This is a genomic window from Lysinibacillus fusiformis, from assembly GCF_002845985.1.
In the GTDB taxonomy this organism is placed as follows: Bacteria; Bacillota; Bacilli; order Bacillales_A; family Planococcaceae; genus Lysinibacillus; species Lysinibacillus fusiformis_D.
The window spans coordinates 589,413-606,635 of the sequence record NZ_PDFK01000002.1 but is presented as its reverse complement, the minus strand read 5'-3'; the positions used below and the strand labels follow the sequence as shown (position 1 = coordinate 606,635).

Sequence of the window (17,223 nt, the reverse complement as noted above, 5' to 3'; positions counted from 1 at the left end):
GTGGAGTCATGACTGAACGTTTACTAGATGTAGAAAATTTAACAGTAGAATTTAAAAGTGGCGGCTCTACAATGAAAGCTGTCAATGGAGTAAATTTACAATTAAATAAGAAGGAAACACTAGGGATTGTTGGAGAATCAGGGTCGGGAAAAAGTGTTACAGCCACTGCTCTCATGCGTTTAATTCCATCTCCGCCAGGAAAAATAACGAATGGAAAAATTGACTTTAATGGTCGTGATTTAATTGGCATTTCTGAAAAAGAAATGCGCAATGTGCGAGGTAATGATATTTCAATGATTTTCCAAGATCCTATTACAAGTTTGAATCCTGTATTAACAGTGGGCAATCAAATTATTGAAGTCATCCAAGCACATGAAAAGATCTCGAAGAAAGATGCCGCTATCAAAGCTGTCGATATGTTAAAAATGGTTGGTATTCCCGAGCCAGAGAAACGATTAAAAATGTATCCTCACGAATTTTCAGGAGGCATGCGTCAGCGTGTCATGATTGCTATTGCTCTTGCTTGTAACCCGAAACTACTCATTGCTGATGAGCCAACAACTGCACTGGATGTAACTGTACAAGCTCAAATTCTTGATTTAATGAAAAAATTACAACAAGACCATGATACAGCCATCATTATGATTACACACGATTTAGGTGTGGTTTGGGAGTTATGTGACAAAGTAAATGTTATGTATGCAGGTCGAACAGTTGAGTCGACTACAACAAGACAGCTCTATGAAAAACCTTTACATCCTTATACGTGGGGATTATTAGAGTCTCAAATTACAATGGGCACACAGGAGCAACAAAGATTGCCAGCCATTCCAGGTAGTCCACCGGATTTAACAATGCCACATAGCGGCTGTCACTTTTCATCACGTTGCCCTTTAGCAACAGATATTTGTCGTCATACAGTACCCGACTTAGTGGAAGTGCAGGACAACCATTTTGTAGCCTGCCATTTACAAGCGAAAAATCAAATTGTCGCAAGGAAGGAGGGAATTTTTAATGCAACAGCACAATGAACTTGTTTTAAAGGTAAGTAATTTAAAAAAGCATTTTCCCATTAAAAGTTCAATCCCTTTTAAAAAATCAACACAATTTGTGAAAGCAGTAGATGGCGTCAGTTTTGAATTATATAAGGGCGAAACACTTGGGATTGTAGGTGAATCAGGTTGTGGGAAATCGACGGTTGCTCGTTTAATCAACCAGCTGATTTCTCCAACAGAGGGAATCGTAGAGTTTAAGGGTACGGATTTAGCAAGCTTAAATACAAAGGATATTCGCTCTGCTCGAAAGTCGATACAAATGGTTTTCCAAAATCCATATGCATCACTCGATCCTCGAAAAACGATTGAATATCTCATTGCCGAGCCATTAGTCATCCATGATATTGGTGATGAAGCATCACGTAAAAAGCGTGTTATTGAATTACTTGAAACAGTAGGATTAAGTGCTTATCATGCAAAGCGCCATCCACATGAATTTTCTGGGGGACAAAGACAACGTATCAATATTGCTCGTGCCCTTGCGCTTAATCCAGATATTGTTGTATGCGATGAACCTGTTTCAGCATTAGATGTTTCTGTACAAGCACAGGTAATCAATCTATTAAAAGACTTACAGAGAGACTTCGGTTTAACATATATTTTTATTTCACATGATTTAAATGTTGTGAATTATATGTGTGATCGGATTGCCGTCATGTACTTGGGTAAAATTGTGGAAATCGGGACATATAAGGAAATTTATGAGAACCCTCAACATCCCTACACACAAGCCTTATTATCGGCAATTCCTAAGGAAAATCCCTTTGATAAAAAGGACCGTATTATTTTATCTGGAGATGTTCCCAGTCCAGTAAATCCACCGAGTGGCTGTGCATTCCACAAGCGTTGTCGTTTTGCTACAGACAAATGTGCAGACGTCCAACCGACACTCGATACTGTGACAGCTACACATCAAGTTTCTTGTCATTTATTTTCGTCGATACAGCAAGAAGTGTCGACGACTTAGAGCAGAAAGTAATTGAATAAATTATAGAAGTAAAAAGGAGCGGACTGATTATGTCATTGAAGCATGTTATTGAATTATACGAGGTAATGGATAATTTCCATGTTAACGGAGAAACGATTAAAGCCTATTTACACAGCATTGATCCAACAGCAGATGTGAAGATCAAAACGATTAAAGGTGAAAGTGGCTCAACGGATTTTGTGCGTGTACTAGTGAAAGGAAAGCAAGGAAAATCCTCTGGTGGTCAGGCACCGACGTTAGGCATTATTGGTCGTCTCGGTGGTATTGGAGCACGTCCTGAAATGACAGGCTTTGTATCAGATGGAGATGGAGCACTAGCATGTATGGCAGGTGCAGCCAAAGCCATTGATATGGCGTTAAAGGGTGATCAGTTAGAAGGAGATGTTATTTTCTCAACGCATATTTGTCCAACAGCACCCACTTTGCCACATGAGCCAGTGCCATTTATGAACTCTCCAGTGGATATTAGTGTCATGAACGAAAATGAAGTGGATGAAACAATGGATGCCATTCTATCAATCGATACAACGAAAGGCAATCAAGTATGTAACCATAAAGGGTTTGCCATTACGCCAACAGTCAAAGAAGGTTACATATTAAAAATCAGTGATGATTTATTGCATGTTTACACACAAGCAGCAGGAATTTCTCCAGTTGTACTACCGATTACCATGCAAGACATTACACCATATGGCAATGGTTTATTCCATATTAATAGTATTTTACAACCAGCTGTGGCAACAACAAGCCCTGTTGTAGGTGTGGCTATCACAACAGAATCTGTCGTGGCAGGCTGTGCAACAGGCGCCACACATGTAACAGATGTAGAAAATGTAGTTCGATTTGTGTTAGAAGTAGCAAAAACGTATGGAGCTCATAAATGTTCCTTCTTTGACGAAAAGCAGTTTACACATATGAAAAATTTATATGGAAGCATGCATCATCTACAAACGAAAGGAAAAGAGGTATATACACATGAATGATTTACAAGCACTCAAAGCGCAATTATTAGAGGAAGTTGAAAAGCATCAAGATGAACTGATTGCATTTTGTTCGAAACTCATTCAAATTCCTAGTGTCAATCCTCCAGGAGATACGACTGAAATAACAGCTTTTATCGAAAACTATTTACAGGATGTTGGCATTACTTATCAAAAATACGAAGCTGCAGATAAAATGTTTAATTTAGTAGCTTCTATTGGGAGTGGTGAGGGCAAGGAACTCATTTATTGTGGTCATACAGATGTTGTTCCTGTTGGTGATTTATCAAAGTGGGAATTCAATCCATTTTCAGGGGAGGTGAAGGATGGCTGGATGCTGGGCCGTGGTGCAAGTGATATGAAAGCTGGTTTAGCTGGTATTATTTTTGCAACAAAGCTACTAAAGAAATTGAATATTGAATTACCAGGGAAACTAACATTGGCGATTGTGCCAGATGAAGAAACAGGCGGCGAATTTGGTGTTCCGTGGTTGTTAGAGCGAGGTTTTGTGCAAGGAGATGGTTGCTTAATCGCTGAGCCTTCTTCACCGCTAAATCCAACCATTGGGCAAAAGGGTTCTTATTGGTTTGAATTAGAGGTTCGTGGGGAACCTGGACATGGAAGCCTATCACCTTTAGCTGGGAGAAATGCTATTGTCGATGCCATTCGAGCTATTCAAGAGATTCGTACACTATGGGATTTGGAAATTACGATCCCAGAAGAGGTACTGCCACTTATCGAGGTATCTAAAAAATACATGCGAGAGGTGGAAAAAGATCGTTTGAAATATCAAGAAGTTTTAGAGAAAATTACTGTAAATATTGGTACAATTGAGGGAGGTACGAAGTCCAACGTAATCCCAGATTATTGCAAGGTTCAGGTCGATTGTCGCTTACCATTCGGTATTACACAAGAAGAAGTAACAGAAATTTTGAAACATAAACTAGATGGTTTGGCTATTGATTATTCAATCAAACGTTTTGGCTTCAAAAGTGTAGCAAATTATACGCCTGCCGAAAATCCTGTATGCCAATCCATTGTGGAAAATATTTCATTTGTAACAGGGCAAGAGGCATATGGCGTTATGCAATGGGCAAGTAGTGATGCTCGACATTTCAGACAATATAATATTCCTGTATTGCAGTACGGCCCAGCCTATTTACCAAGTATTCATGGTTACAATGAAAAAGTGCGTGTTGAGGATATCGTACGCTGTGCAAAAGTATATATTACTGCTGCTGTTGATTTCCTATATCAAAAGTAAGAGATTAGCTACTCTCTTACTTTTGATAAAGTGATATCAGGTGCTGACGGCTGCTAAATCTGTCGCTTATTTCCCCCTTTAAGAGAAAGATTTGCAGCCGTTTGTACAGATAAATAGATCAAAAGGATGAGAGATATGCTAAAGACGTTAAATTTATCAATTGCGGTTTTAAAAATGTTTACAAAAGAAAAGCCCATATGGGGTGGAAGAGAGTTAGCAATGGCGATGAATATGAATCATACAAATTTATATCGCATTCTTGAAACCTTTGAAAATAATGGGTTTATTACAAAAGATCCTGTAACAAAAAAATACTCACTCGGTATTGCTTTATGGGAGATTGGTATGAATATGTATGATTCATTAAACATAGATCAGCTATGTATGCCGGTTCTTGAGAAATTAAAAGATGTCACAGGCGAAACAGCTATTTTTACTGTACTGAATGGACTGGAAGCGTTAACATTACTAAAAGCCGAACCTGTTAATAAGGTGAAATTCACCGTTTCAAGAGGAAGTAGATCCCCACTTTATGTAGGGGCATCCTATCGTTCGATGCTTGCTTTTCTAAATGAAGAGCAAATTGCCAAGGTGATTGACGAGCCTTTAACAGCCTATACGAATAATACGATGACAGATGCTAATGAAATACGAGCAGAGCTGGAAAAAATTCGTGCGTGTGGTTATGCACTCAGTAACAGTGAATATTCTGTTGATGTACTGGCACTTGCCATGCCCATATTCAATAGTGAAGATCAGGTCGTAGCCTCCATTACTGTTTCTGGACCAATCTATCGTTTTACGGAACAACGTGTTCCAGAAGTTTTAGAACCATTAAAAGAGGCGAGAAATGAAATAGAAGGAATTATTCGTAGATATCATTTGAATTTTAATTAAGGAGTTTTATTATGCAACATTTACATGATATTGCACTTACTATACTAAAAGGTAATCTAAATGTTCAATCATCTGAAACACTGTTAATCTTAACAGATATTCATAAGCAAGATATTGCGCAAATCTTTTATAAAGCTGGGCAATCTATTACAGCGAAGACAATGTTAATGGTAATGCCGCTATTAGATAAATCTGGACAGGAGCCAATCCAAGCTGTTTCGACGCTGATGACGAATGTCGATGTCACGCTTTGTATTACCTCGCACTCATTAACACATACAGCTGCTCGTAAAAACGCCTGTGAACAGGGTGGCCGAGTGGCGACAATGCCAGGTGTTACAATGGATATGCTAGAGCAAGGTGCGCTACATGCAGATGCACAGGAAATAGAAGATATGGTAGGAAAATATGTTCATTTACTTGATGCAGCAAAAAATATTCGCATTGACAAAGACGGGCATACATTAACATTTAGTGTAGAAAATCGTTTGGGAATTCGTTCTACAGGCGTTATACGCCAAGCTGGAGAGCATGGGAATATCCCTTCTGGAGAATCTTATATTGCACCACTAGAAACATCTGCGAATGGAGAGATTTTAGTGGATGGTTCGATTGCTAATATAGGTGTTTTAAAGGAGCCATTATTATTAAAAATCACGAATGGTCGTTTAGAGGAGGCAATCGGTCCTGATGGTCCTCAATTACTTGCTTTACTTGGTGAAGGAAATGGTAGAATCATTGCAGAGTTTGGCATCGGAGCGAATAAAAGTGCCATCCTATGTGGTAATGTACTAGAGGATGAGAAGGTGTATGGGACAATCCATATTGCATTTGGTAGTAATAAGCCATTCGGTGGAGCAAATATGGCTGATGTCCATATTGATTGCGTTGTGAAAAACCCGACTGTCTATTTCGATGGTCAGCAAGTCATCTAAGGAAAAGCGTGTCTTCATATGAAGCACGCTTTTTTGCTTTACCTCACTATAGCTTACAGTTGCTTGTCTTTGTAGGATTACACTATAGTTAACATAGATAAGCTAGAGGAAAGGAAACATTTTGCATCTAGCATTCCGTTAAACTAGGAACCAACATTAGATCCTGTCCATAAAATAGGAGCAAAGAATAGGTATAGCTTCTATTGGTCATCAAGAAAGAACGTGAGGTTGAAAATATGCTAACATTTACAGATTTACATGGTCTACAAGTAGATTTGAGTTTTTCAAGAGGGGAATTTGAAGTCGAGCCAAAGCACGTCCTTGTTTTGTTAAAGCATGAAAATAAATGGCTATGTACTATTCATAAACGACGTGGTGTAGAGGTGCCAGGGGGCAAATTAGAGCAAGGTGAAACTTTAGAGGAGGCGGCTATTCGGGAAGTTTTCGAAGAGACGGGTGTCCGTGTGAAAAATCTCCAATGGTTCGCAGAATATGCCGTTCATGATGCCATTGTGTTTTGTAAATCTGTTTTTACTGCACAATTTTTAACGCAGGAGGACATTGAATTTGATTTAGAAACATCGGGTATGCTTTGGCTAACGGATGAAGAATTTGCTCATCATCCTAATTTAAGCTTTCATATGAAGGATGAGGGTATGAAGAAAATGCTGGAGGAGTTGAAAGACCGTGACATACAATGGTGAAATTGTGGAAAAACGTGCCTATCCCTCACCGAATCCAGCCATACGACTAACAGAAATAACCTATCTATCACAGGGCTTACGTATAAAAGGATTATTAGCAGAGCCAAAGGCAGAAGGTACATATGATGGTTTTTTATATTTAAGAGGGGGCATGCAAAGCATTGGGATGGTAAGACCTTCACGTATTGCCCAATTTGCTGCACAGGGCTTTATCGTTTTTGCCCCATACTATCGTGGAAATCGTGGTGGAGAAGGCCGTGATGAGTTTGCAGGAGCAGACCGTTATGATGCTGTTTATGCCGTAGATGTTCTCAAGCAATATTGTAATGACAATATACATGTTTTTGGTTTTTCTCGTGGGGGAATTATGGCTCTTTGGACAGCCATTTTAAGAAAGGATATTACCTCGGTCGTCACATGGGCAGGTGTTTCGGACGCAACAGCCACTTATTGGGAACGTACGGATATGCGCAGAATGATGAAGCGTGTAATTGGCGGAACACCGAATCGTGTACCAGAAGCATATGATGCGCGAACCCCACTTTTCGAGATAGAGCAGATCACTGCGCCTGTATTAATCATACATGGCTATCGTGATGAAAATGTAGATATCGAACATGCCAGACAACTAGCCTTTTTTTTAGAAGATGCGAATAAATCATACGAAACCTGGTATGATCCAGACCATGCACATCAATACCCACCAGCAAAAAATCGTGAAACCGTCCGTGCCCTTTGTGAATGGATGAAACAGCAATAAATAAATGATGAAAAAAAATACCCCCTTCCTTAGAATAGCTATCCACTTCAGGCAAGATAGCTATGCTAAGGAGTAGGGGGCAATAAAGGGGTGATGATTATTTCATGTTACTTTCTAAAAATTGTTGTATGGTAGCCCAGTAAAGCTCGCTTGCAACACTTTCTGCGCCACCATGCCCAGCTCCCTCAACAATCAACTTTTGCTTTGGTACATTTGCCGCTTCATATACTTCATTCAACATGGTAGATGGAACGAACGTATCGTTGTCTCCATGAATAAACAACATGGGTGTCTTCGATTTTGCCACTTGTTCAACTGCACTCGCTTCACCTAATGTATAGCCTGCTTTTAGTTTCGACACTACAGAAGAGAAATGCATGATTGGAAATGCAGGTAAGTGAAAGATTGCTTTCAACTGATAGGAAAATTCATCCCATACTGAAGAATAGCCACAATCCTCAATGATTGCTTTAACGTTTGTTGGTAAATTCTCTCCTGAAGCCATCATGACAGTGGCTCCACCCATCGAAACACCATAAAGAACAATTTCAGCGCTCTCATTTAAGCTGACAATGTGATTGACCCATGAAACAACATCAAAACGATCATGCCAGCCCATGCCAATATAATCTCCTTCACTTTTACCATGGCCTCTCGCATCTGGAATAAGTACATGATAGCCCATATCATAAAAATGTTTAGCATACTTTGTCATTTGTGCGCCTTCGCTTGAATAGCCATGAAAGATGATAGCCCATTTGTCAGTGGGGTGATCATTTTGGATGGAGTAAGCATGGAGCTTTAGCGAATCATAGGATTGAAGCGAAGCATCTTCATATTGCTTATGAAACCATTGCTCAGTTGTTTCTTTCTCTTTAACTTCCAGAGGATTGACAGCTATTACATTATGAGGTGCATCTAGCACTGCTGTTTTATCAGTGTCAGGATTTAATGCCAGATTATAAAAGTAATTTCCTGCAAAAAAACCAGCGCCAACAAATAAAGCTAACAACATTATAAGAATAGAAAATAGTATTTTATATTTTTTTGTCATATGTATCTCCCTAATACTAGCTACCTTCAAGGTAAAGAAAAAGAGAACGAATGAATTCGTTCCCTTTGATTCTTGTGTCTAGTCGTTATTTTAATGGGCCACCAAGTGTAGTAATGGCATCAGAAACGTTTGAGAATTTCTTGAAGTTTTCGTTGAATAAGCCTGCAAGTTCAGCAGCTTTCGCATCATATGCAGCTTTATCTGCCCATGCTTCACGAGGATTTAACACTTCTGACGGTACACCTTCAACTGCTGTTGGAATGTGTAAACCGAAGACAGCATCTTGTGTCGTTTCAACATTTGTTAATTTTCCGTCGATTGCTGCACGTACCATTGTGCGTGTGTAAGACAGCTTCATACGGCTACCTGTACCATATTCGCCACCAGTCCAACCAGTGTTCACTAGGAATACTTGTGCACCATGCTCGTCAATTTTTTGACCTAACATTTCTGCGTACACTGTTGCTGGAAGTGGAAGGAATGGAGAACCGAAGCAAGTAGAGAATACTGGTTCTGGCTCTGTTACACCGCGTTCAGTTCCAGCAAGCTTAGAAGTGAAACCGCTTAGGAAGTGGTACATTGCTTGCTCTTTTGTTAATTTACTGATTGGAGGTAATACGCCAAACGCATCAGCTGTTAGGAAGATGATTGTTTTTGGATGACCTGCAACAGAAGGATCAACAATATTTTCGATGTATTGGATTGGATAAGCTACACGTGTATTTTCTGTTAATGAACCATCATCATAGTCACAAATACGAGTTTCTGGATCAACAGCTACGTTTTCTAAAACAGAACCGAAGCGGATTGCATTGTAGATTTCTGGTTCTTTCTCAGCAGAAAGGTTGATTGTTTTTGCATAGCAGCCACCCTCAATGTTGAATACACCATTATCAGACCAGCCGTGTTCATCGTCACCAATTAGCTTACGATCTGGATCAGCGGATAATGTCGTTTTACCAGTACCAGATAGACCGAAGAATAATGCCACATCGCCAGCTTCACCAACGTTTGCTGAACAGTGCATTGAAAGGATACCTTGCTGTGGTAATAAGTAGTTCATGATACCAAAAATAGATTTTTTCATTTCACCAGCATATTCAGTACCACCGATTAAGATCATTTTCTTTTCAAGTGATACAATGATGAAAGTTTCAGAAGCAGTACCATCAACTGCAGGGTCTGCTTTAAAGTTAGGAGCAGAGATGACAGTGAAGTCTGCAACATGAGAAGTTAATTCTTCTTCAGTTGGACGGATAAATAATTGATGAGCAAAAAGGTTGTGCCAAGCGTATTCATTAATTACTTGGATGCTTAATTGTGAATCTTTGTCAGCACCTGCGAAGCCTTTAAATACGAATAACTCGTCACGTTCTTTTAAATATTTTATTACTTTTACATATAAGTTATCGAACACTTCAGAAGAAATCGGTTGGTTGACTTTACCCCAGTCAATTTGATCTTTTGTGCTTTCTTCTTCTACCGTATATTTATCTTTAGGTGAACGACCAGTGTATTTGCCAGTTTCTGCACGAACTGCGCCATCTACTGTTAACATTGCTTCACCACGAGATGTAGCTTTTTCTGCTAATTGTGGTACTGAAAGTTGAACATTAATGTTACCGCCGTTTAATAATTCCTTCAGTTCGTTTGCAATTTCTACTGAATTCATCGATTAAATACCATCCTTTTTTATAGTATTCCCTTGATTTAGAGGGATTTTTTCTTAATTTCAAAAATAGTATAACACAATTGCTTAAATAATCTATACTAATTAAGAAATTATTTTAGAGTTTTTATCACTTTTCAATAAACTGACAAAAAATAATGTTTTTCGAGTAGAATCCGATCAATCCTACTGTAATTAGGCGCAAAAATTGAGCCACACATATGTTACCACAAGTAGCTAGGTATGTTGTAGGGATTAATTTGCTTCTATTTACATCATCATCCAAGTATGAAAAGTTTTTGTGTAATCAGTTCCTTCCTTTCTATACAGTAATACATAAGAAAATATTTGACAACGTTCAACCTTTTCAGTAACATGAAATTGAACGGATACTCTTATCCCGAGCTGGTGGAGGGTCAGGCCCTGTGAAACCCGGCAACCTGCATGTTTTATTTCACATCATGCGTTGGTGCCAACCTGATGCAAGGGAACATCCCTTGAACGATAAGAGTGAAAGGTTACGAAGTCATTATTCCTTTCCTCATGTGCAGTAACGTGAGTAAAGGATTTTTTTATTGCTAAAAAAGAATGTAAAGGTAAGTATATGTAGTTCTTTCCTTATTATAATGACAGATCTTTCGAAATCCTCGTGTTAAAAGCAGCAGTAACGGCTTGAGAGTTCAATCCTTAGGAGCGGACTTGACATGGGTAATGAGTACCGTATTCATACACAACTACTTTTTGTAAGAGTAATAGGAGGAAAACCAAATGACAAACCGTCGACTGTTTACATCAGAGAGTGTAACAGAAGGACATCCAGATAAGATTTGTGACCAAATCTCGGATGCCATTTTAGATGCTATTTTAGCAGAAGATCCAAATGCACGTGTAGCGTGTGAAACAACTGTCACAACAGGATTAGTATTAGTAGCAGGAGAAATAACTACTTCTACTTACGTTGATATTAAAGGTATCGTTCGTGATACTGTAGCAGAAATTGGCTATACACGTGGTAAATATGGCTTTGATGCTGAAAATCTAGCGGTGCTTGTAGCTATTGGCGAACAATCGCCTGATATTGCACAAGGTGTTGACCAAGCTTTAGAGGCTCGTGAAGGCTCTATGACAGATGCTGATATTGAAGCAATTGGTGCTGGTGACCAAGGTCTAATGTTTGGTTATGCATGTAATGAAACACCTGAACTAATGCCATTGCCAATCAGCTTAGCACATAAATTAGCACGCCGATTAACAGAAGTTCGTAAATCAGGTGAATTAGCGTATTTACGTCCTGATGGAAAAACACAAGTAACGATTGAATATGATGACAATAATGTACCTGTGCGAGTGGATACAATTGTTATTTCAACACAACATGATGAAGAAGCAACACTTGAACAAATTCAAGCTGATCTGAAAGAATTTGTTATTGCACCCGTTGTGCCAAGTGAATTATTAGATGCAAACACGAAATACTTTATTAACCCGACTGGCCGTTTTGTTATCGGTGGACCTAAAGGGGACGCTGGTTTAACAGGACGTAAAATCATTGTTGATACATACGGTGGTTATGCACGTCACGGTGGTGGCGCATTCTCTGGTAAGGATGCAACAAAGGTAGACCGTTCAGCGGCTTATGCGGCACGTTATGTAGCAAAAAACATTGTAGCAGCTGGCTTGGCAGAACGCGCTGAGGTACAACTTGCCTATGCGATTGGTGTGGCTCAACCAGTTTCCATTGCGGTTGACACATTTGGTACAGGTAAAGTGAAAGAAAGCGCAATCGTAGAGTGGGTACGTGAGCTATTTGATTTACGTCCAGCAGGTATTATTAAAATGCTAGATTTACGTCGTCCGATTTATAAACAAACGGCAGCTTATGGTCATTTTGGTCGTACAGATTTAAATGTACCATGGGAACAAATCGATAAAGCAGATGCTCTACGAGAAAAGGCACATCTATAAACTATTGAGCTAAAGTAATGAAGACATTAGAAAATTATTCTAATGTATTAAAAAGGAAAGGGGCAATATTGTCCCCTTTGTTTTACAAAAAATCCCTCGCTACGATCCGTGAACATTTTGGTTACACGGAAATGCGAGGTATTTTTTTCGTTAATATTGAATTTTTGTGTATATTGTTTACTTCTGAAGGGATTTATAATATTGTCCTTTTTCTGCATATTCGCGCACGATACGTTCCATATCCTCTTTATCTTCTGCATTTAATTCACGGACTACTTTTGCCGGACGACCTAATGCTAAACTATTCGGAGGAATGACTTTACCAGGAGGTACTAGGCTTCCTGCCCCAATAAATGCACCCTCTCCAATCTCTGCCCCGTCTAATATAATGGAGCCCATACCAATTAAAGCATTTTTGCGAATTGTACAGCTATGTAAAGTGACTTGGTGTCCAACTGTTACCTCATCTTCAATAATTAGCGGAAATTTTGGGCTTTGATGTAAGCAACAAAGATCTTGGATACTGACACGTTTCCCAATAATGGTTGGGGAAACATCACCACGAATGACCGTATTAAACCAAATGGTTGTTTCAGCACCAATTGTTACGTCGCCCGTAACAGTTGCGTAATCAGCAATGAAGACAGATGGATCGATCTTTGGCATTTTATCTTTAAATGGATAAATCATGAAAATCGCCTCAATTCTTTCTATAATGTAGTATTATCGTATCAAATACGCAACTTTATGGAAATATAAAATTAAAATGAGCTATTTATTTCGATATAATCAATGTGTAATTATTTTTTAGGAGGACTATGTGAATGTGGAAATGGGAAGCTGAAGGACAAGCAAAGGCTGTGATTGCTATAGTTCATGGTGCATATGAAAATCACCGATGGTATGCATGGCTGATAGAGAAATTAAGATTGGAAGGCTTCCACATAGTCATGGGAGATTTACCTAATCATGGCGTGAATGCAAGGTTTGCTCGTGTCCATGATGAGGACTTCAAATTGTACAATAAATATACAAGAAATCTGATTGAGAATGCTTTTTCATATAATTTACCAACTTTTGTAATAGGACATGGGCTTGGAGCAACGTTAGTTCTTCACACAATGCAAAAGAAGCAATATGAATGTGCAGGGATTATTTTGACATCACCGTGGCTGCAATTAAAGCTTTTACCAGGTAAATTATCAAATGCTTTAACGAGTCTAAGTGCATTGACTGCAAATGTTAAAATGACTCACAATATTTCATATGAGAACCTTACACGCAATGTTGAAGGTAGGGACGAAATGAAAGATGAGGTACCATTCATGTCAGTCGTTTCAGTGAAATGGTATCGAGAGCTTCAGCAGATGATGAAAAATTTAGTGATGCTTCCAAAAGGTGAATTTCCGAATATGCCTATGCTCATTATGACAGCTGAGAAAGATAAAATTACGGAAACACGGCAAACTCGAAACTGGCTCCATCAACAAGAGTTTACAGAGTTTCAATTTAAAGAATGGGCAAATTGCTATCACAATTTATTTCACGAAGTAGAACGAGAAGAGATTTTTATGTATATTCGTGATTTTATTAATAATGCTCTTCGAAGAATCGGTTATATCATTAAATAGGTTTTATCCCTTCCATTTACTAGAAGACTTACTTAAATATTGTTACTTAAATATAATATTGTAATTTTCAGAAAAGTGTAATACTATAATGACTTAAAGTATGGTATTTTCAAATTGGAGGGGTATAATGGAGGTAATCGTTGGTAAGTTGAATGGCATTTTATGGGGTCCGTGGTTTATTTATGGTATTTTATTGATTGGACTTTTTTTCTCAATCATCACAAGATTTCTACAAGTTAGACACATTAAAGACATGTTTGTTTTAATGTTTAAAGGGGAGAAATCGGAAAAGGGGATTTCATCTTTCCAAGCAATGTCGATTGCATTATCAGGCCGTGTAGGTACTGGTAATATTGCTGGTACTGCAACTGCAATTGGGATGGGGGGACCTGGTGCTGTCTTTTGGATGTGGGCAATCGCTTTCATTGGTGCGGCTACCGCATATGTAGAGTCAACATTAGCACAAATCTATAAAGAAGAAAAAGATACGGAATATCGTGGTGGACCAGCCTTTTACATAGAAAAGGGAATGGGTCAAAAATGGTTTGCAGTTATTTTTGCTGTAGCTGCGTTGATTGCAATGCTAATTTTAATGCCAGGTGTGCAGTCTAACGCCATTGCAGGAGCTGTTGAAAACGCTTTTGGTCTGGATACATGGATTACAGGACTGATTATTGTAGTGTTGTTAGGTGCTATTATTATTGGGGGAGTTAAATCTATCGCGAATGCTGCCCAAATCATTGTACCGTTCATGGCATTAGCATACATTATTATGGCTATTATCATTATTGCTATGAATATTTCTGAGGTACCTGCAGTCTTTGCTTTAATTTTCTCAAGTGCCTTTGGTGCACAAGAGATTTTTGGTGGTATCATTGGTTCTGCGATAGCTTGGGGAGTGAAGCGTGGCATCTATTCCAATGAAGCTGGTCAAGGAACAGGGGCGCACCCTGCTGCTGCTGCGGAAGTATCACATCCTGCTAAACAAGGGATAGTACAAGCGGCGTCTGTGTACATTGATACATTATTAATTTGTTCTGCTACTGCATTTATGATTTTATTTACAGGTATGTACAATGTACATGATGAAAAGGCCGCTGAAGGAGCAGATCCATTTATCCATATTGGGGAATTCAATAGTGGCGGATTAGCAGGCGATGAGCAAATGACATTTGCGAAAAGTATTGAAGCAGGTGCTGCTTATACACAATATGCAGTTGATTCATCATTACCTGGTTTTGGAGCTCCATTCGTAGCAATCGCGTTATTCTTCTTTGCCTTTACAACAATTATGGCCTATTACTATATTGCTGAAACGAATGTCGCCTATTTATTCAGAGGTAGCACGGAGAAGATTTTCATTTGGATTGCGAAAATTGCCATTTTAGTTGCTGCCTTTTATGGTACAGTCCGTACGTCTGACCTAGCTTGGGCAATGGGAGATGTGGGTCTTGGACTAATGGTTTGGATTAACGTTCTTGCTATTTTAATTATTATGAAACCAGCTATCGTAGCATTAAAAGATTACGAGAAACAGAAAAAAGAGGGGAAAGACCCTGTCTTTGATCCTCGTAAACTAGGCATTAAGGGTGCAGATTTCTGGGTTGATTATAATGAGCAACGTAAAAATAAATAGTAAATGACGAAGGCTATCTACTAGTTTCTATTAAACTAGTAGATAGCCTTTTGCATGTCATGTATTAAATAGGAAATTCTTTCATTTTCTCTAACGCAATAACGAAAGGTGGATCATTTTGTTGATTGAGAAACTCGTATTTTAAGACATGTACATGTTTTTGTGGAAGCCTACTAACATAGTCCATGACCGTATCTCGTTCTTCCCTACCACCAGGATGACCATGATAAATAACAAGAATGATTAGGCCGCCAACCTTCAAAAGCTTTAGTAAATCCTCAATAGCTTGTGTCGTTGTAGCGGGCTTTGTAATAATGTCATGATTGCTGCCAGGTAAATAGCCAAGGTTGAAAATGGCTGCAGCTACAGGCTTGTGTACATACTGTGCTACGTCTTCATGCCCTTTATTAAGGACCAGTGCACGATGCTCTAAACCGTGATCTAAAAGGCGAAGGAGTGTTGCATCAACCGCTTCTTTTTGAATATCAAAGGCATAAACTTGTCCATTATCCCCCACAAGCTGTGCTAGAAACAATGTATCATGACCGTTTCCAGCAGTAGCATCGACGACCGTATCTCCCTCATCTATACTGTCCTTTAAAAGCTGCTGTGCATATTGTAAAACACGTTGTAGTTTCATTTTGTAACCTCAGCCTTATAAAACTTCCCTTGCCAGCTGCCACGACGTTCAAGCTCGGCATCAATACCATTCAATACTTCCCATTTATTGACGCTCCACATTGGTCCAATCATTAAATCAATCGGTCCATCGCCGGTAATACGATGAATGACCATTTCAGGTGGGAGAAGTTCTAATTGATCTGCTACTAGTTTTGTATAGACATCCTGATCTAAAAATTCTAACATGCCTTTTTCATATTGCTTCACCATTGGCGTCCCTTTTAGTAGATGTAGTAAGTGGATTTTTATGCCTTGGACATCTAGCTGTGCTACTGCTCGAGCAGTTTCCATCATCATGTCATAGTCTTCAAGAGGCAGGCCATTAATGATATGTGAGCAAACACGTATGCCGTGCTTGCGCAATTTTTCAACGCCTTCCACATAGGTTGCATAATCATGGGCACGATTAATCAGATTCGCTGTTTTTTCATGCACGGTTTGAAGACCAAGCTCAATCCATAAATACGTACGCTCGTTTAACTCTGCTAAGTATTCCACGACATCATCTGGCAAACAATCAGGGCGAGTAGCAATGGAAAGACCAACAACACCTTCTTGTGCTAAAGCAGCTTCAAATTTTTCCTTTAAAACTGGCAGTGGGGCATGTGTATTTGTATAGGCTTGGAAGTACGCCATATATTTGCCGTCCTTCCATTTCTGATGCATTTTGTCTCGGATTTCAGCAAATTGTACATCGATTGGATCTACCTTATTACCGGCAAAATCACCAGAGCCTGCAGCACTGCAAAATGTACAGCCACCAAAAGCGACTGTGCCATCACGGTTTGGACAATCAAAGCCTGCGTCTAATGCGACTTTAAATACTTTATGTCCGAATTGATCACGTAAATAGCGATTCCATGTATAATACCTTTTTCCTTCTGAAGGAAAAGGAAAATTCGTTTCTGTCATTTATTTCACTCCTCTAACGCTTTATTCTATCATGTGCTTTTCGTTCCGTCATGGGGGAAGGGCTTGATCGTTACATCAATGAAGAAAAATTG

Annotated in this window: 16 protein-coding genes and 1 riboswitch; of the genes, 11 read left to right on the top strand and 5 right to left on the bottom strand. The window is 39.0% G+C overall.

What is annotated here, in order from left to right; genetic code table 11:
- The first annotated feature begins 8 nt into the window (after positions 1-8).
- From CRI88_RS08870 to CRI88_RS08835, 8 genes are all read left to right on the top strand, one after another.
- Positions 9-1,031: an ABC transporter ATP-binding protein gene (locus CRI88_RS08870; RefSeq protein ID WP_036118732.1), complete on the top strand. Its 1,023-nt coding sequence runs from the start codon at positions 9-11 to the stop codon at positions 1,029-1,031.
- Complete coding sequence (locus CRI88_RS08865) at positions 1,015-2,022, top strand: ABC transporter ATP-binding protein (RefSeq protein WP_101966544.1); 1,008 nt, start codon at positions 1,015-1,017, stop codon at positions 2,020-2,022. Before CRI88_RS08870 ends, CRI88_RS08865 begins: the two co-directional genes overlap by 17 nt.
- A gap of 50 nt (positions 2,023-2,072) precedes the next feature.
- Positions 2,073-3,026 (top strand): DUF1177 domain-containing protein, encoded by a 954-nt coding sequence (locus CRI88_RS08860; RefSeq protein ID WP_058845042.1) that lies wholly within the window; start codon positions 2,073-2,075, stop codon positions 3,024-3,026.
- Positions 3,019-4,287, top strand: a complete 1,269-nt coding sequence (locus tag CRI88_RS08855) for a M20 family metallopeptidase (RefSeq protein ID WP_058845043.1) — start codon at positions 3,019-3,021, stop codon at positions 4,285-4,287. Before CRI88_RS08860 ends, CRI88_RS08855 begins: the two co-directional genes overlap by 8 nt.
- A 135-nt stretch (positions 4,288-4,422) precedes the next feature.
- Positions 4,423-5,184: an IclR family transcriptional regulator gene (locus CRI88_RS08850; protein ID WP_036118741.1), complete on the top strand. Its 762-nt coding sequence runs from the start codon at positions 4,423-4,425 to the stop codon at positions 5,182-5,184.
- Between the two features lie 11 nt (positions 5,185-5,195).
- Positions 5,196-6,119, top strand: a complete 924-nt coding sequence (locus CRI88_RS08845; protein ID WP_058845044.1) for an aminopeptidase — start codon at positions 5,196-5,198, stop codon at positions 6,117-6,119.
- A 236-nt stretch (positions 6,120-6,355) separates the two neighbouring features.
- Entirely contained in the window at positions 6,356-6,823 is a 468-nt protein-coding gene (locus CRI88_RS08840) for an NUDIX domain-containing protein (RefSeq protein ID WP_036118781.1), read from the top strand.
- Positions 6,807-7,583, top strand: a complete 777-nt coding sequence (locus tag CRI88_RS08835) for an alpha/beta hydrolase family protein (protein WP_036118745.1) — start codon at positions 6,807-6,809, stop codon at positions 7,581-7,583. Before CRI88_RS08840 ends, CRI88_RS08835 begins: the two co-directional genes overlap by 17 nt.
- 97 nt (positions 7,584-7,680) lie before the next feature.
- On the opposite strand, the gene CRI88_RS08830 is transcribed toward CRI88_RS08835, so the two are convergent.
- Entirely contained in the window at positions 7,681-8,637 is a 957-nt protein-coding gene (locus CRI88_RS08830) for an alpha/beta hydrolase (protein ID WP_058845045.1), read from the bottom strand.
- A gap of 85 nt (positions 8,638-8,722) precedes the next feature.
- Entirely contained in the window at positions 8,723-10,309 is a 1,587-nt protein-coding gene (pckA, locus tag CRI88_RS08825; RefSeq protein ID WP_058845046.1) for a phosphoenolpyruvate carboxykinase (ATP), read from the bottom strand.
- 389 nt (positions 10,310-10,698) lie between these two features.
- Positions 10,699-10,817: riboswitch (SAM riboswitch) on the top strand.
- 257 nt (positions 10,818-11,074) lie between these two features.
- Between pckA and metK the strand changes: the two genes are divergently transcribed.
- Positions 11,075-12,271 carry a methionine adenosyltransferase gene (gene metK, locus CRI88_RS08820; protein ID WP_058845047.1) on the top strand — a complete coding sequence of 399 codons (1,197 nt, stop codon included), beginning with the start codon at positions 11,075-11,077 and terminating at the stop codon, positions 12,269-12,271.
- A 177-nt stretch (positions 12,272-12,448) separates the two neighbouring features.
- Here the strand turns inward: metK and CRI88_RS08815 are convergent, their stop codons facing one another.
- Positions 12,449-12,961, bottom strand: a complete 513-nt coding sequence (locus CRI88_RS08815) for a gamma carbonic anhydrase (RefSeq protein ID WP_036118752.1) — start codon at positions 12,959-12,961, stop codon at positions 12,449-12,451.
- A gap of 134 nt (positions 12,962-13,095) precedes the next feature.
- Here CRI88_RS08815 and CRI88_RS08810 point away from each other — a divergent pair, with 134 nt between their 5' ends.
- Complete coding sequence (locus CRI88_RS08810; protein ID WP_036118754.1) at positions 13,096-13,902, top strand: alpha/beta hydrolase; 807 nt, start codon at positions 13,096-13,098, stop codon at positions 13,900-13,902.
- 127 nt (positions 13,903-14,029) lie between these two features.
- Positions 14,030-15,538 carry an alanine/glycine:cation symporter family protein gene (locus CRI88_RS08805; RefSeq protein ID WP_036118756.1) on the top strand — a complete coding sequence of 503 codons (1,509 nt, stop codon included), beginning with the start codon at positions 14,030-14,032 and terminating at the stop codon, positions 15,536-15,538.
- 64 nt (positions 15,539-15,602) lie between these two features.
- Here the strand turns inward: CRI88_RS08805 and CRI88_RS08800 are convergent, their stop codons facing one another.
- Both CRI88_RS08800 and CRI88_RS08795 read right to left on the bottom strand, forming a co-directional pair.
- Complete coding sequence (locus tag CRI88_RS08800; protein WP_058845048.1) at positions 15,603-16,178, bottom strand: tRNA 5-(aminomethyl)-2-thiouridylate-methyltransferase MnmM; 576 nt, start codon at positions 16,176-16,178, stop codon at positions 15,603-15,605.
- A complete protein-coding gene (locus tag CRI88_RS08795; RefSeq protein WP_036118760.1) occupies positions 16,175-17,131 on the bottom strand; it encodes a tRNA modification radical SAM protein MnmL/YtqA in 957 nt (318 codons plus the stop codon). Before CRI88_RS08795 ends, CRI88_RS08800 begins: the two co-directional genes overlap by 4 nt.
- Positions 17,132-17,223: the final 92 nt, after the last annotated feature.

Coding starts and splice junctions, on each gene's coding strand:
- CRI88_RS08870 (WP_036118732.1), top strand. CDS start 9: ATGACTGAACGTTTACTAGATGTAGAAAATTTAACAGTAGAATTTAAA.
- CRI88_RS08865 (WP_101966544.1), top strand. CDS start 1,015: ATGCAACAGCACAATGAACTTGTTTTAAAGGTAAGTAATTTAAAAAAG.
- CRI88_RS08860 (WP_058845042.1), top strand. CDS start 2,073: ATGTCATTGAAGCATGTTATTGAATTATACGAGGTAATGGATAATTTC.
- CRI88_RS08855 (WP_058845043.1), top strand. CDS start 3,019: ATGAATGATTTACAAGCACTCAAAGCGCAATTATTAGAGGAAGTTGAA.
- CRI88_RS08850 (WP_036118741.1), top strand. CDS start 4,423: ATGCTAAAGACGTTAAATTTATCAATTGCGGTTTTAAAAATGTTTACA.
- CRI88_RS08845 (WP_058845044.1), top strand. CDS start 5,196: ATGCAACATTTACATGATATTGCACTTACTATACTAAAAGGTAATCTA.
- CRI88_RS08840 (WP_036118781.1), top strand. CDS start 6,356: ATGCTAACATTTACAGATTTACATGGTCTACAAGTAGATTTGAGTTTT.
- CRI88_RS08830 (WP_058845045.1), bottom strand. CDS start 8,637: ATGACAAAAAAATATAAAATACTATTTTCTATTCTTATAATGTTGTTA.
- pckA (WP_058845046.1), bottom strand. CDS start 10,309: ATGAATTCAGTAGAAATTGCAAACGAACTGAAGGAATTATTAAACGGC.
- metK (WP_058845047.1), top strand. CDS start 11,075: ATGACAAACCGTCGACTGTTTACATCAGAGAGTGTAACAGAAGGACAT.
- CRI88_RS08815 (WP_036118752.1), bottom strand. CDS start 12,961: ATGATTTATCCATTTAAAGATAAAATGCCAAAGATCGATCCATCTGTC.
- CRI88_RS08810 (WP_036118754.1), top strand. CDS start 13,096: ATGTGGAAATGGGAAGCTGAAGGACAAGCAAAGGCTGTGATTGCTATA.
- CRI88_RS08805 (WP_036118756.1), top strand. CDS start 14,030: ATGGAGGTAATCGTTGGTAAGTTGAATGGCATTTTATGGGGTCCGTGG.
- CRI88_RS08800 (WP_058845048.1), bottom strand. CDS start 16,178: ATGAAACTACAACGTGTTTTACAATATGCACAGCAGCTTTTAAAGGAC.
- CRI88_RS08795 (WP_036118760.1), bottom strand. CDS start 17,131: ATGACAGAAACGAATTTTCCTTTTCCTTCAGAAGGAAAAAGGTATTAT.